The sequence below is a fragment of the Actinoallomurus bryophytorum genome (genome assembly GCF_006716425.1).
GTDB lineage: Bacteria > Actinomycetota > Actinomycetes > Streptosporangiales > Streptosporangiaceae > Actinoallomurus > Actinoallomurus bryophytorum.
The window spans coordinates 171,968-185,515 of the sequence record NZ_VFOZ01000003.1; the positions used below are offsets into that span (position 1 = coordinate 171,968).

The 13,548-nt window shown below is 71.4% G+C and carries 18 protein-coding genes; 9 read left to right on the forward strand and 9 right to left on the reverse strand.

Annotated elements, in window-relative coordinates; genetic code table 11:
• Nucleotides 1–47: 47 nt before the first annotated feature.
• Both FB559_RS42065 and FB559_RS42070 read right to left on the reverse strand, forming a co-directional pair.
• Complete coding sequence (locus tag FB559_RS42065; protein ID WP_141963598.1) at nt 48–455, reverse strand: DUF2178 domain-containing protein; 408 nt, start codon at nt 453–455, stop codon at nt 48–50.
• Complete coding sequence (locus FB559_RS42070) at nt 433–636, reverse strand: helix-turn-helix transcriptional regulator (RefSeq protein WP_141963600.1); 204 nt, start codon at nt 634–636, stop codon at nt 433–435. Before FB559_RS42070 ends, FB559_RS42065 begins: the two co-directional genes overlap by 23 nt.
• A 272-nt stretch (nt 637–908) precedes the next feature.
• Between FB559_RS42070 and FB559_RS42075 the strand changes: the two genes are divergently transcribed.
• Nucleotides 909–2,036, forward strand: a complete 1,128-nt coding sequence (locus tag FB559_RS42075; protein ID WP_141963602.1) for a tetratricopeptide repeat protein — start codon at nt 909–911, stop codon at nt 2,034–2,036.
• Here the strand turns inward: FB559_RS42075 and FB559_RS42080 are convergent, their stop codons facing one another.
• A complete protein-coding gene (locus FB559_RS42080) occupies nt 2,037–2,465 on the reverse strand; it encodes a PPOX class F420-dependent oxidoreductase (RefSeq protein ID WP_141963604.1) in 429 nt (142 codons plus the stop codon).
• Between the two features lie 56 nt (nt 2,466–2,521).
• Between FB559_RS42080 and FB559_RS42085 the strand changes: the two genes are divergently transcribed.
• Nucleotides 2,522–3,133 (forward strand): alpha/beta hydrolase family protein, encoded by a 612-nt coding sequence (locus FB559_RS42085; RefSeq protein WP_141963605.1) that lies wholly within the window; start codon nt 2,522–2,524, stop codon nt 3,131–3,133.
• A 49-nt stretch (nt 3,134–3,182) separates the two neighbouring features.
• Here FB559_RS42085 and FB559_RS45150 read toward each other — a convergent pair whose 3' ends face one another.
• The gene (locus FB559_RS45150) at nt 3,183–3,386 is read right to left on the reverse strand and encodes a DUF5999 family protein (protein WP_141963607.1); all 204 of its coding nucleotides are present in this window, start codon (nt 3,384–3,386) and stop codon (nt 3,183–3,185) included.
• Between the two features lie 307 nt (nt 3,387–3,693).
• Here FB559_RS45150 and FB559_RS42095 point away from each other — a divergent pair, with 307 nt between their 5' ends.
• The 3 genes from FB559_RS42095 to FB559_RS42105 are packed head-to-tail and all read left to right on the forward strand — an operon-like array spanning nt 3,694 to nt 6,196.
• Complete coding sequence (locus FB559_RS42095; protein ID WP_141963609.1) at nt 3,694–4,467, forward strand: (Fe-S)-binding protein; 774 nt, start codon at nt 3,694–3,696, stop codon at nt 4,465–4,467.
• Entirely contained in the window at nt 4,464–5,615 is a 1,152-nt protein-coding gene (locus FB559_RS42100; protein ID WP_246122917.1) for an LUD domain-containing protein, read from the forward strand. The genes FB559_RS42095 and FB559_RS42100 overlap by 4 nt, the downstream gene beginning before the upstream one ends.
• Nucleotides 5,612–6,196, forward strand: a complete 585-nt coding sequence (locus tag FB559_RS42105; RefSeq protein ID WP_141963611.1) for a LutC/YkgG family protein — start codon at nt 5,612–5,614, stop codon at nt 6,194–6,196. The genes FB559_RS42100 and FB559_RS42105 overlap by 4 nt, the downstream gene beginning before the upstream one ends.
• On the opposite strand, the gene FB559_RS42110 is transcribed toward FB559_RS42105, so the two are convergent.
• Together FB559_RS42110 and FB559_RS42115 are read right to left on the reverse strand one after the other, a co-directional pair.
• Complete coding sequence (locus tag FB559_RS42110) at nt 6,144–7,064, reverse strand: oxygenase MpaB family protein (protein ID WP_141963613.1); 921 nt, start codon at nt 7,062–7,064, stop codon at nt 6,144–6,146. The genes FB559_RS42105 and FB559_RS42110 overlap by 53 nt on opposite strands.
• 262 nt (nt 7,065–7,326) lie before the next feature.
• On the reverse strand, nt 7,327–7,866 hold the full coding sequence (locus FB559_RS42115) for a TetR/AcrR family transcriptional regulator (protein WP_141963615.1): 540 nt from the start codon (nt 7,864–7,866) through the stop codon (nt 7,327–7,329).
• 110 nt (nt 7,867–7,976) lie between these two features.
• Here FB559_RS42115 and FB559_RS42120 point away from each other — a divergent pair, with 110 nt between their 5' ends.
• Together FB559_RS42120 and FB559_RS42125 are read left to right on the forward strand one after the other, a co-directional pair.
• Nucleotides 7,977–8,387 carry a plectin gene (locus tag FB559_RS42120; RefSeq protein ID WP_141963617.1) on the forward strand — a complete coding sequence of 137 codons (411 nt, stop codon included), beginning with the start codon at nt 7,977–7,979 and terminating at the stop codon, nt 8,385–8,387.
• A 280-nt stretch (nt 8,388–8,667) separates the two neighbouring features.
• A complete protein-coding gene (locus FB559_RS42125) occupies nt 8,668–9,294 on the forward strand; it encodes a maleylpyruvate isomerase N-terminal domain-containing protein (protein ID WP_141963619.1) in 627 nt (208 codons plus the stop codon).
• Nucleotides 9,295–9,330: 36 nt separating this feature from the next.
• On the opposite strand, the gene FB559_RS42130 is transcribed toward FB559_RS42125, so the two are convergent.
• Nucleotides 9,331–9,912 (reverse strand): dihydrofolate reductase family protein, encoded by a 582-nt coding sequence (locus FB559_RS42130; RefSeq protein ID WP_141963621.1) that lies wholly within the window; start codon nt 9,910–9,912, stop codon nt 9,331–9,333.
• Nucleotides 9,913–9,997: 85 nt separating this feature from the next.
• On the opposite strand from FB559_RS42130, the gene FB559_RS42135 reads away from it, so the two are divergent.
• Both FB559_RS42135 and FB559_RS42140 read left to right on the forward strand, forming a co-directional pair.
• Nucleotides 9,998–10,495 (forward strand): winged helix-turn-helix transcriptional regulator, encoded by a 498-nt coding sequence (locus FB559_RS42135; RefSeq protein WP_246122918.1) that lies wholly within the window; start codon nt 9,998–10,000, stop codon nt 10,493–10,495.
• Nucleotides 10,496–10,721: 226 nt separating this feature from the next.
• The gene (locus FB559_RS42140) at nt 10,722–11,366 is read left to right on the forward strand and encodes a lysophospholipid acyltransferase family protein (RefSeq protein WP_141963623.1); all 645 of its coding nucleotides are present in this window, start codon (nt 10,722–10,724) and stop codon (nt 11,364–11,366) included.
• On the opposite strand, the gene FB559_RS42145 is transcribed toward FB559_RS42140, so the two are convergent.
• Together FB559_RS42145 and FB559_RS42150 are read right to left on the reverse strand one after the other, a co-directional pair.
• The gene (locus tag FB559_RS42145) at nt 11,353–11,997 is read right to left on the reverse strand and encodes a response regulator (RefSeq protein ID WP_246122919.1); all 645 of its coding nucleotides are present in this window, start codon (nt 11,995–11,997) and stop codon (nt 11,353–11,355) included. The genes FB559_RS42140 and FB559_RS42145 overlap by 14 nt on opposite strands.
• A gap of 7 nt (nt 11,998–12,004) precedes the next feature.
• Complete coding sequence (locus FB559_RS42150) at nt 12,005–13,303, reverse strand: sensor histidine kinase (protein ID WP_141963627.1); 1,299 nt, start codon at nt 13,301–13,303, stop codon at nt 12,005–12,007.
• Between the last annotated feature and the right edge of the window lie 245 nt (nt 13,304–13,548).

Consider the following 13,548-nt stretch of genomic DNA (forward strand, 5'->3'; position numbering starts at 1 on the left):
CGTACGCGGAGGCCGGGCCGTGATCACGGCCCGGCCTCCGCGGTCGTTCAGTGGCGCCGTGACTCGTAGACGATCGAGATGACGAACGCGGCGCCGCCGACGCCGCAGAGCACGCCCCACGTGCCCGGATCCGTCCCTTGGGCGAGACGGACGAAGACCATGACGACCGCGAGGGTGATGAGCACGTACAAGGTGTTCGCGGCCGCCTTCGTCGTGATCATCGAGCGCCGCTCGTCCGGGGCGTCCTCGCGCAGCAGCGCGACCGCCTCGCTGCGCCGGGAGAAGACCACCAGCACGAGCCCGTACGCGAGCATCACGCCGGCGCCGGTCGCCGCCAGGAGCGGCCGATGGTGGGCCAGGAACACGGCCGCGTACCCGGCCGCGAACACCACGCACAGCCCCGGCACGAGCCACCGCCGCGCGCCTCTCGTCTCATCGGTCCTCGTCGTCGACATGGAAGACCTCCTCCACGCTCTTGCCGAAATAGCGGGCCATACGGATCGCCAGCGGCAGGGAGGGGTCGTACCGGCCCTGCTCGATCGCGTTGATGGTCTGGCGTGACACGCCGAGCGCCTGGCCGAGTGCCTGCTGGGAGAGGCCCTTGGCCGTCCGCAGCTCCCGTACGTCACTCCGCATGGTGTAAAGCTCCTTTTACGTTCACTGGAAAGTACGCTTTACATCGTCGCGGTGTCAAGGACACTTTCCATCGCTCTCCATCGCCCCGAGTTCTCCGGTGGCCCGAGCCGGACATGGCCGTCACGCTATGGGACGGAGCGGTCCCGGCACCGTTAGGCTCATCCCACACGCCGCCTACCCCCAAAGGGCACGGAAATGAGTGCGAGCGACGCCTGCGAGGCGCCGGTGAGTACGTCCGGCGACGGTTCTGTTCAGATCTGCCGGAGCGAGTCATGACCACCCCACCGGACGAGACGGCCGCGGACCCGTCGACCCGCCTCGAAGAGGCACGAGCGCACGCCGAGGAGGGCAGGCTCGACCGCGCGGCGGAGCTGTTCCGCGAAGTGCTCGCGGCCGGTGACACCTCCGAACGCGCGCAGGCGGCCCTCGGCCTCGCGGTCGTGCTCGAGGGCGAGGGCGACCACGACGGCGCGCGCGAGGCCGACCGGATCGCGATCGGCACCGCGGACCCGGAGTACGGCGCGCGCGCCGCCTACCATCTGGCGCTGTCGTGGGAACGCGACGGCGACCGTGACCGGGCGCGTGAGGCGTGGCAGACCGTCGTCGACTTCGGCAACCCCGCCTACCTCCCGCCGGCCTGCCTCGCGCTGGCGCAGATCGCCGACGAGGAGGGCGACGCCGCGCAGGCGTGCGAGTGGTGGGAGCGGGTCATCGCCACCGGCGACCGGCGCTACACGCCGGCGGCCGCGCACGACCTCGCACTGCGGCTGCTCGACTGGGGGGAGCCGGGGCGTGCCCAGCGCGCCCTCGACAGCGCGCTCGACGTGCTCGACCGCAAGCAGGACCCGCAGGCGCACGCACGCCTCGCGGTGAACCTCGGCATCGCCCACCTCGAACAGGCGATCGCCGCCTTCGGCAGTGTCACTCCGACCGAGGACGCCGACCCGGAGGTCGTGCCGCTCGCCATCGAGCTGCTGGCACGCACGCTCCCGTTGCGCGGGCGCGACGAGGCGGCCCAGGAGGTGTGGCGCCGCGGACTGTCCGACCCGGCGCTCGGCGAGCAGGTGCGCGCGCGCCTGCGGCGCACGTTCTCCGACGCGGGCGCGGGTGAGGAACACCTGTGGTGGGACGACGACATCGAGGCCGCGGTACGCGCCGGTGCCCTCCCCGTGCTGACGGGTGAGGCGTTCGACGCGCTCGACCACATGTACACGCTCGCCGCCATGCGCTACACCGAGGGCACCGACGGGTTGCCCGCCGACGCGTACGACCTGCTCGAGCGCCTGGTACAGGTGCCGGCGGACTACGCGTGGGGACAGGCCCTGCGGGAGAGCTTCACCGAGCGCCTCCGTGACGCCACCGGATCGGTCCCGCCGCAGGGACGGCCCGGCGACGGTTGATCAGTCGGCCAGGTCCCGGGTCGCCACCACCTTGGTGATGCGCACGCGGACGAGGAGCTCGCCGGGGACTGCGTTGCGCGCGCCGAAGTCCTCGGCCTGGTCGGCGCCCATGTAGCGCCGGCCGAGGTCGGTCGCCCATCGGCGTAGCTCCGGCAGTTCCTCCGACAGCGACGCCTCTCCCCACAGGGAGACGAACGCATAGGGCGGGGTGTCGTCGTCCACGCAGACGCAGACGCGCGGGTCGCGGCGCAGGGCCTTGCCCTTGACGCTCGACTCGTGCGTGGTGAAGACGAGGTCGTCTCCGTCGAGCAGGAACCAGATCGGCGTGACGTGCGGCGCGCCGTCGGCGCTCGTCACCGCGGCCTTGCCGGTGCGTGTCCCGCTCGAGACGAACTCCTGCCATTCGGCCGTGGTCATGGTTTGAGCCATGATCGCATTCTCGCCCCTGTGGCGCCGTCCACACGCGGTGCGGTCAGACTGTTCTCATGGGAGACGACGTGACGGTCGTGACCGGGGCCGGGCCGGCCGAGGTCACACTGGACCGACCCGAAGATCCGGGATTCCTGCTGGTCCTGACCCACGGGTCGAACGGGGGAGTGGACGCGCCCGACCTGCTTGCCGTACGTGCCGAGGCGCTACGGCTGGGTGGGGCGGTGGCCCGGGTCCTGCAGCCGTTCCGAGTGGCGGGACGGCGTGCACCGGGAGCGCCCGCGGCGCAGGACGAGGCGTGGCTGACGGTCGTGGGGGCGCTGAAGGAGCTCTTCGGTGACCTGCCGCTGATCCAGTGCGGGCGGAGCAACGGTGCGCGCGTCGTCTGCCGTACGGCGCTGAAGGCCGGTGCCCGCGGCGTGATCGCGCTGGCGTTTCCGCTGCGTCCACCATGGAACCCCGCGAAGTCGCGAGTCGACGAGCTGCGTCAGGCGGGGGTGGAGGTGCTGGTGGTCAACGGCGACCGTGATCCGTTCGGTGTGCCGGACGCGGCCGATGCGACGTGTGTGCATGTCGTGGGTGGAGAGCGGCACGATTTGGCCAGGACTCCGTCCACGGTCGGTGCCGTGGCGGCCGAATGGCTCGGCCGATGGAGCGGGCAGAGCTGAATCCCCCGAGGATGATCACCCGAAAGAACTAGTCCCCGTCAGGGACGAGTCAGGCCGCCGACGGAGCAGGAAGGTCCGTCGGACGGTGTGGAGCGATGATTCCCCCGTCAGGAAGCAGCTCGCCGGTGTCCTCGAACAGCACGATGCCGTTGCAGAGGAGGCTCCACCCTTGTTCGGGGTGGCACGTGACGGTGCGTGCGGCCTCGCGGTCGCGCGCCGTCGCCGTGGGACATGGCGGCTGGTGTTGGCACATACTCGTGCCTCCGGTCTCAACTACTGGGTCGGTCTGCGGTTTGTCTCTATGCAATGAGACGTTGTCAAGTGTGCTGTGGTTCACCTCGCGGCGACATAGCACGGCCGGGTGGTCTTCCAGTTGGCCTGATCGCCTCCCAGTGCTCACCGGTGACAGAGATCACTTTACGGCTTATCGGCTCACACTCGCATCAATAACGGCCAAAGAACAACTCTTGGTGCAGAGCACGACTGTGTTCGAGTTTCCATGATCAGTCTTGAATCTCCGCCCTAGGATGCTGCATGCGTCGGAGGGAAGGGGAGCCCACGTGCGCATCGCCGTGTTCGTCACGTGCTGGGGGGATGCGCTGTTTCCCGCCACCGGACGGGCCCTCGTACGACTGCTCGAACACCTCGGACACGAGGTCACCTTCGAGCCGGCACAGACCTGCTGCGGTCAGATGCACTGGACGTCCGGGTACCACCCGGAAGCGACCGCCCTGGCGCGCCGGTTCGCCGGGATCTTCGCGGGACACGAGGTCGTCGTGACCCCGTCCGCGTCGTGCGCGGCCACGGTCCGCACGGCCTACCCGCGGATGGACCCGGCCCTGGCCGGCCTGCGCGTCTACGAGCTGTCCGAGCTGCTCGTCGACGTCCTTGGCGTCACCGACGTCGGCGCCTCCTATCCGCACCGGGTCACCTACCAGCCGACCTGCCAGTCGCTGCGCGCGCTCGGCCTCGCCGACCGGCCGCTCCGGCTGTTACGCGCGGTCCGCGGTCTCGAGCTGGCCGAGCTGCCCGAGGCCACCGAGTGCTGCGGCTTCGGCGGCGCCTTCGCGATGAAGAACGCCGACACCTCGGTCGCCATGGTGGCCGACAAGATCGCGCGGATCCACGAGACCGGGGCCGACGTGGTGTGCGCCACCGACGACTCCTGCCTGACCCATCTCGGCGGGGCGCTGTCGCGCCTGCGCAGCGGCGTACGCGCCGTGCACCTCGCGGAGATCCTCGCGTCCGGCCTCGAGACGGCGGCCGCCGGACCGCGGCGGGCCGGCTCCGCCGGGCCCACGCCACGGCCCGTGCCCCGATCGGACGCGTCGTGAGGTTCTCCGACGCGGCACGGCCCGAGCTCGCCGACCCGCGCTCACGCCGCACCCGGCGCCAGGCCGCGGCCGACGCACGCGCGCGCCGCGTGGAAGCGACCGAGGCCGTCCCCGGCTGGGAGGAGCTGCGGGAGGCCGGCGCCGCGATCAGGGACCGCACACTCCGTGAGCTCGGCACGCACCTGGAGACGCTGGAGACCTCGGTCGCCGAGGAGGGCGGCCAGGTCCACTGGGCCCGTGACGCCGCCGAGGCACGCCGCGTCATCGCCAGGCTGCTACCGCCGGAGGCCCAGGGACACGCCCTGGTCCGATCCGACGTCACCGACGAGATCGGCCTGGACGGCGGGGAGCCGGGCCCGCACACCAAGGCGGCGATCGTCGGGGCCGGCTTCCTGGTGGCCGAGACGGGCACCGTCGTCGTCACCGACCGCGGCGAGGGCCTGAGCTTTCCCGGCACACTCGTCGTCGTGGCCGGCATCGAGGACATCGTGCCGGACTGGACCGACCTCGAGGTGCTGCTCCAGCTGCTGTCCCGCGCGGGCGCGGGCCGGCCGATGCACCCCGCCGTCGCGACCCGGACCGGGGAGTTCCAGCTCGTCCTGGTCGACAACGGCCGTACGAAGGTGCTCGCGGACCCGGCCGGCCGTGAGGCGCTGCGGTGCGTCCACTGCTCGGCCTGCAGCGCCGTCTGCCCGGTCTTCGAGCGCACCGGTCCCCGGCCGTACGGCCAGGGCCGCGCCGGGCCGATCGGCGCCGTGCTCACCCCGCAGATACGCGGCGTCGAGGCGTCGCTCGGCGCGTCCCTGCCCTTCGCGTCCACCCTCTGCGGCGCCTGCGCGGACGTCTGCCCCGTGAAGATCGACATCCCCGGGATGCTCGTGCACCTGCGCGGCCGTGTCGTCGAGTCGCGGCGCCGGCGCCCCGTGCCGACGCCCGAGCTGCTGCTGATGCGCGGCCTCGCGTGGAGCATGGGCGACGAGCGGCGCTATGAGCGGACGCTCGTACGGAGGGCCCGGTGGGCGCGGCTGCTCGCCCGTGACGGCCGGATCCGCAGGCTGCCGGGCCTGCTCGGCAAGTGGACCGACGCGCGTGACCTGCCCGCGCCGCCGAGACAGAGCTTCCGCGCCTGGTGGCGGCGCCGCCGATGAGCGCACGGGAGGAGATCCTGCGGCGGGTGCGCGCCGCGTCGGGGGAGGGACGCGACGGTGCGCCGGTCCCGCGCGGCTACCGGCGGCGTCCCCCGATGGAGCGGGGCGATGTGATCGCGCTGTTCGGCGAACAGGTCGCGGCCCACCACGCCGCCGTGCGTCACGTGACCGCCGAGGAGCTGGTCGACGCGATGGCCGTCATGCTGTGGGCACGGGAGGCCAAGCGTGTCGCGGTCCCGGCCGACCTGCCGCGTGGCTGGCTGGCGGGCCTGGAGGGCGTACGCCCGCTCGCCGACGACCCGCCGCTCGACCCGGCCTCACTGGCCGAGACCGACGGCGTGGTGACCGGATGCGCGCTCGCCATCGCCGAGACCGGCACGGTCGTCCTCGACGGCGGCCGGGCACAGGGCCGCCGCGCGCTCACCCTGATCCCGCGGCACCACCTGTGCGTCGTGCACGCCGACCAGATCGTGCACACCGTCCCGGAGGCCGTCGACCGTCTGGACCCCTACCCTCCGCTCAGCTGGATCAGCGGTCCGCCCCGTGGCCGCAGCCTGGAGATCCTCGTCGTGGAGGACTGATCGGCTGACCGCGGCCGGCGTGCGCGCACGCCCACGGCGGGCCGATGTCGTCCAGCGTGTAGCCGTCGGGGTAGGAGCGGGGGTGAGGCTTCTTCGGCATCCGCTCCGGGCGCGGCGGCATCAGCCGTACGAACACCGCACGCGCCCGCAGAACGCGGTCGGCGGCCACCTCCATCGCGCGCGGTGCCCGCGGCAGGCCCAGCGCCTGGCGCAGCGGCTCGTCCATGATCGACAGCACGCCGTTGCGCGCGAGCGATCGCGCGAAACGCGGGAACCAGCCCTGGAAGATGGCGATCGTCGCGTCCGCCACCCTTCGGCCGGCGTCGTCGTAGGCGTAGTGCTCGCGCTCGTACTCGTCGAGGAAGGAGGAGAACTCCTCGTACGTCTCCGGGACGCCCTTCAGCCCCATGAGGCGGCCCATGTGGCGGAAGTTGTTCACCGTGGCGCGTACCTCGTGCCTGCTGTAGGGCCGCCAGCCGTACCGCGAGATCCAGCGCACCGGCACGACCACGAACGTCGACAGGACGTAGACGAAGTCGTCGTTGCCGATGGGGTACCTGCCGTGGATCTTGTTCATCCGGCGGACCGCGGCCCGGCCGCGCTCAGAGTCCATGCCGCCGTCGCGCGTCGTCTCGTACAGCAGGACGACGGTGTCGTCGTAGCGTTTCTGCCCACGCTCACCGAACTCCCGTGTGCGGTCCAGCAGCCTGCCGATCGAGGGCACGGCGTACGTGCGGACCAGCGCCAGCTCCAGCGCGCGGGTGACGTCCCAGGGGAACTCGTATTCCGCGCTGAGCCGGTAGATCTCCTGGTAGTCGCGCTCGGGGTCGAGCCGCTGGATCTGCCGGAGCCGGGAGTGTCGCGCCATCCAGCCCCTCCGGGTACTTCCGAGTATGGGGCCGCTGATCGTACGGGGAGAATGCGGCCATTCGCTATGGCATGTCTCACAGCGACGATGTCACCGCTCCGCGTGACAGCCACGGCAACCTGTGATGCACCAGGTCAGGGGTGCGCGATGCCCGGAGCCTGATCCGGCCCATCGCGCCTCCGGCCGCGCCGCGACGCGCGCCTTCCTTGATGCGGCTCGGTCAGGAGCGGTTCGGCCGAAGTGCCTCCGGGCCTCGCGGCCGTCAGGCGATGCCAGTGAGGACGCCGTCGAGGCCGGCGCGGAAACGCCCCTCCCAGTCGAGGTCGTCCGGTGTCGTCTCGGCCGCGCGTTCGCGTGCCTCCAGGGCCACGGTGCCGAGGAGGTAGCCGAGCAGCGTGTGCGCGCCGACGGCCGCCTGTGCCTCCGTGCGTCCCGCGGTCCGCAGCAGGTCTTCGAGGGACTGGGTCGTGGCCAGCAGGGCGCCCGGGTTGCGGCGGGTCACGATGAGCGGCATCACGCCGACGTGTTCCAGCAGGCGGTCGCGGTAGCCGTGGGCCCAGTCGCGCAGCCGGTCGCGCGGGGCGCCGTTGCCGGGAGGGACCGGGTGTGCGGCGACATAGGCGATCAGCTGCTCGAGGAGCTGTTCCTTCCCGTGGGGGAGGTGATGGTAGATCGCCATCGCCTCGACCTCCAGCGAGTCGCCCAGGCGGCGCATGGTGAGGCGGCCGAGCCCCTGGCCGTCGATGAGGTGGAGCGCGGTCTCGATGATGCGCTCGCGGGTGAGCGGCGGTCGCTGCGACATGATTGCACCTTACTATGTAAAGGCGGCGGCCGGGAAGTGTCCCGGCCGCGTGTCACGCCTCGCCACCCTCTACCCTTGGCTCGGACAGCAACGAGAGAAGGAGCGCCGCCATGAGCCTGGGTCGCAAGATGAGCCCGGAGGTCGCTGAGCGCTACGCCGCCGACAAAGAGCTCGCCGCCGGTCTTCGCGACAGGCTCACCGACGCGCAGGAGGCCGAGGGCCGGCTTCGTTCCGCCCAGGCCGCCCGCAGCCCGTACGCCGAGGTGCGCGAGCTCGCGATCGGCTACGAGCGCGCGCTGTACACCGCGATCCTCACCGCCGACGCCGCCGAGCGTGTCGCCATGGGCACCAAGACCTACGAGCACGGCGACGCCGGCCAGCGCCGCTCGGCGCAGATCGCCGCCCGCCGCGCCCGCGCCAAGCCGGCCGTACGCCCGTACACCGACGAGGCCGACCGCCTGCGGACCTTGCGCGAGACGCACAAGCTGACCTTCCGCGCCAGCCCGTCGGTCGCCGGCTGAGCCGCTCGCGTACGAGGTCGGCCGCGGTCTCGTAGATCGTTCGCTTGCATCGGGTCATCAGCGCGGTGACCTGGCAGCGAAGTCACCGGTTCGCTGGGCAGACTTGGCGCAGACGTTGATCGTCTCGTGCGCTAGACCAGCATGAACACGGCCGTTCCGAAGTGGCATGGGCCGTCCAACTCTGAGAATCTACCGACTCAGGGAATCGTCGTGGGCCACAGCGCCCGGTCCGCTCGCGGCGAAGCGAGTCAGTAGGAAGTGCTCTGTCCGGGGGGATCACTTGGAGCGCACGCCGCCAGATCGGCGCGACCTTCTGCACGCGTGCAGAGAGGGAGTCGTCGCCATCTGTGAGCTGGCCGCGCACTTCTCGGACTGGTCGATCCCGACGCCGTGCCGTGAGTGGGAGGCCCTCGATCTGGCCGGCCACCTCCGCTGCGTGGCGGAGAACTTCCATGAGTACCTCAACGACGCGCCGGACAGCCGCCTGTCCCGGTTGTTCGCCCAGGACGCGCCCGCCGCGCTGCTCGTACGCCAGCTGTCGCGCCAGAACGCCGCCGAGCTGGCCGTCCTGCCCGCCGCCACCGGACGCGAGCACATCGTGGCGTTCGCGGTGTCCGCCGAGGCGTACGCCGACCGGCTGCCGGACGTGTGGGACGAGCCGTACCTGTCCTATCGCGGGACCAAGCTGACGACCGGCGACTACGCCGGGGCGGTGTGCGTCGAGTGGCATCTGCACGCCTGGGACCTGGCCCGCGCCCTCGACAAGGACCACCGCCCGAGCCGCCCGGACGTCGTCGAGGCCGCGTGGCGTACCGGGGTGCCGCACCTGCCGGCACCCAATGGGGGAGACCGCTGGGAGGCCGTGCTCCGCGCCTCCGGCCGCGTCCCGGACTGGCAGCCCACCTGAGAGCCGCGACGCGGAAAAGACTCCGGCCCGGCACCGCTACCGCTCGGCCGTCCGGATCCTCGCCGTCGTCGTGGGCCGGTAGCGTACGTTCACGGCCGCCGTGGGGTCGCCCTCGCCGAGCCCGTGAAGGCGGATCGGCTCGCCGCCGGGGTTGTCGTACAGCCGGATGCCCTCGCCGAGCAGGATCGGTGCGATGTGCAGGTCGATCTCGTCGATCAGTCCCCGTTCGAGAAGCTGACGGCCGATGGTCGGCGAGAACACCTCGAGGTTCTTGCCGCCGGCCGCCTCCAGCCCGATCCGCACCGCCTCGGCCGGGTCACAGTTCAGGAACGTCACTCCGTCGGCGGGCGCCGCGTCCTCGGGGTGGTGGGTGAGCACGAAGATGGGCCCGTCCCAGGCGCCGCCGTACGGGCGGCTGTCATCGATGACGTCCCAGCCGTCCCGGCCCCCCAGCACGGCGCCCGTGGTCTCGATGTAGTTCCGGTGCAGGCCCGGACGGACCGATGTCCCGGTCATCCAGTCCATCTCGTGGTTCGGCCCCGCCACGAACCCGTCCAGCGACATCAGGAAGTGCCAGAGCACCTTTCCGTCCGCGGTCTGTGGCTCGGTGTCGTTCATTCGCCGCCTCCTGCCATCCGATTGCTTTTTGCAATCGGTAGGCCGACGCTAAGCCATCCGATGGTAGATTGCAACCAGGTCGGAAGTGAGGGGTGAGCTGGTGGAGCCGGCGCGTTCGGGTTGCCCGATCAATGCCGCGGTCGAGGCGTTCGGCGACCGCTGGAGCCTGCTCGTGCTGCGGGACGTGATGTTCGGTGACCGGCGCTACTTCAGGGAGCTGCTCGCCGGCTCCGAGGAGGGGATCGCCTCCAACATCCTGGCCGACCGGCTGAAGCGGCTGGTGAACGCCGGCCTGCTGACCCGCGAGGACGCCGGGCCCGGACGGCGGGCCGCCTACAGCCTGACCGAGGCGTCGATCCAGTTGGTGCCGGTCTTCGCGCAGCTCGGCGACTGGGGTCTGCGCCACCGCCCGACCACGACGCGGCTGCGGGTGCGGGCGGAGCTCCTCGCGGCCGGCGGGCCGGAGCTGTGGGACGGGTTCATGGCCGAGCTGCGGACCCTCCATCTCGGCACAGCGGCACCGGAACGGGATGGTCCGAGCGTCATGGAACGCCTGGCCGAGGCCTATGCCGCGGCGCTCTGACGTCCGTGACCGACCGCTCCGATGAGGCGTGCCCCCTGCCGGCCGCGCGAGGCCCGGGCGACGAGGATGCACGGACCGATGGCCGGGACGCCGGACGACGGCTAGTATGCGCGTCAAGTGAGGGTGTGGTACAAGAACCGTCACGTGTTTCTTGTAACGCCCCCGCACCGACGCACCGGGAGGTGAGGCGTCAGACTGTCGGGCACCCCTCGGTGGAAGGCTGACCGTGTTCTTCTGGTTCCTCAAGCACATACTGCTTGGTCCGCTGCTGCGCCTGGTGTTCCGGCCCAAGGTCACGGGCACGGTTCCCAAGGGTCCTGCCATCATCGCCTCCAACCATCTGTCGTTCTGTGACTCGCTCTTCCTGCCGCTCGTCGTGCCGGGACAGATGGTCTTCATCGGCAAGGACGACTACTTCGTCCGTAAGGGCCTCAAGGGCCGGTTGATGGCCGCCTTCTTCCGCGGCGTGGGCACCATCCCCGTGGACCGCAGTGGCGGTTCCGAGGCCGCCGACGCGCTCTCGACGGCTCTGCGCGTCCTCAAGGAGGGCGGGCTGTTCGGCATCTACCCCGAGGGGACCCGCTCACCGGACGGCCGGCTGTACCGCGGCAAGACCGGTGTCGCGCGGCTGGCGGTGGAGTCCGGTGCGCCGGTCCACCCCTGCGCGCTGTCCGGGACCGCCGAGATCCAGCCCACCGGCTACCGGATGCCGAGAAAGATCATGCGTCCCGGGATCCACTTCGGCGAGCCGTTGCGGTACTCCGAGGGCGCCGATCTCCGCAAGGCCACCGACGAGATCGTCTCGGCCATCCAGGCGCTGTCCGGCCAGGAGTACGTCGACGTCTACGCCTCGTCGCTCAAGAAGGGCTGACGAAGCCGGACTCGTAGGCGGCGATCACGGCCTGCGTGCGGTCCCGGGCCTGGAGCTTGGCCAGGATGTTGCCGACGTGGGTCTTGACGGTCTCCACGCTCACCACGAGCTCCGCGGCGATCTCGGCGTTCGACAATCCCTTCGCCATGAGTTCCAGGACCTCGCCCTCACGCTCGGTGAGCCGGGCTCGCGCCACCCGGTCGGCCGACCGGGTGGCGTGCTGGGCCGCGAGTCCGCGGATCGCGGCGGGGAACAGCAGCGAGTCGCTCAGCGAGATGGTGCGCAGCGCCTGGATGATCTCCTCCGGCCGGGCGCGCTTGAGCAGGAACCCGCTGGCGCCCGCCCTCAGTGCCTCATAGACGTAGTCATCGTTCTCGAACGTCGTGATGACCAGGATCCTGGGCGGGTCGGGGACCGTCGCCAGGATGCTCCTCGTGGCCTGGATGCCGTCGACCGCGGGCATCCGGACGTCCATCATCACCACGTCCGGCCGCAGGGACCGCACCAGCGGCAGCACCTCCGCGCCGTCGCCCGCCTCACCCACGACCGCGAAATCCGGCTCCGCGTCGATGATCGCCCGTAGGCCGGTGCGGATCAGCACCTCGTCGTCCACGATGAGAACGTCCGTCACCGGTCCCTCACACTCCCGCACGCTGGATGCCGTCATTCCCGCCATCGGATCGGTCGCCGGCCGGCTCCCCGGTCCACGGCACGACCGGGAGCGCGACCGAGACCCGCCAGCACCCGTCGTCGGCGCCGGCGCTCATCCGGCCCCCGAGGATGGTGACACGCTCACGGATGCCGCGCAGCCCGCGCCCGCCGCCCGTACGCGGTGGCCCCGGCGGGGCCACACCGGCCGGGTTGGTCATCTCGAGCTCCAGGCGCGACCCGCGCACCGCCAGGCGCACGGTGACCCTCACCTTTCCCGCGTGAAGGAGCGCGTTGGTCAGGCCCTCCTGCACGATCCGGTACGCCTCCCTGGACACCACCGGCGGGATCTCCTCGATGCGGCCGATGTCGGCGTCGACCCCGACGCCCGCCGACCGGGTCTGGTCGAACAGCCCGTCGAGGTCGGCGAGCGTACGCTGCGGGGTCCTGGCGCTCGCGTCCTCGCGCAGCAGGCCGAGTACGTGGTCGAGGTCCTCCAGGGCGGTGCGTCCGGTCTCCTCGATCGCGGTGAGCGCCCGGCGGGCGAAGTCCGGGTCGGTGTCGAGCAGCCGGGCGGCCGCGGCGGCCTGCAGTGTGGTGACGGTCAGCGCGTGGCCGACCGAGTCGTGCAGCTCGCGCGCCAGCCGGTTGCGCTCCATGAGCTGCTCGGTCTGCCGCTCCAGCCGCGCGAGCCGGTCGGCGGGGGAGGGCCCGAGCAGCACCGGCGCCAGCCGGGCGAACACCGCGCCGACGGCGGCGCCCAGATAGATGATCGCGGGCAGGGCGGCCAGGGCGAGGGTGACCGACAACCACGGCTCGAACGGCAGGGGCCGGCCGAGGAGCCGGCGGCCGAGGTCGTGGCCGGTGAACGGGGCCTCCAGCAGGTAGATGATCGCGGGCACGCCGACCACCACGGTGAACCCGGTCATGCCGCCGAACCCGATGTGCAGCAGCCACCACACGGCCGTACGCCGGCGTGAGCGCCACGACCGCAGGCCCTCGGCGGTCTCCTCCGGGAGCGGCACGCCGAGCAGGGTCTCGGCCGCGGTCCGGCACAGGACGCGTACGGCCGGCACGAAGGCCACCGCGCTGGAGATCACCACGAACGCGAGCAGCATGGTCACGCTCTCGAAGACGCTGCGGGCGGGCTGCTGCCGGTACGAGTCCGTGACCGACGCGAGCGCGGCGTAGATCAGGAGATAGGGGACCAGGAGCGCGGTGCCGCCGAGCAGGAAGGTCCAGCGCCGGTAGGTGGAGACGCTGACCAGTGGGCGCACCACGGATCTCATGCCGAGATCCTCGCAGAGGGCGCCGCGCCCCACCTCCCCCTGGCGAGCGAGGACGCCGTGACCGCGCGGCGCCCTGGCGGAATAACGGCAGGGTGCTATACGCTGTTCGTAGCGCCGAAGATTCCGGCTCGATCGGATAGGCGCCTTCCAGCCGCGTCGCTGAGCCTCCGTCCCGAGTTCTACGGGCGGACGAACCTCCATCCTGAGATGTCTCTCGTGAATTTCCGGCGTACCCCTTTGCGTAC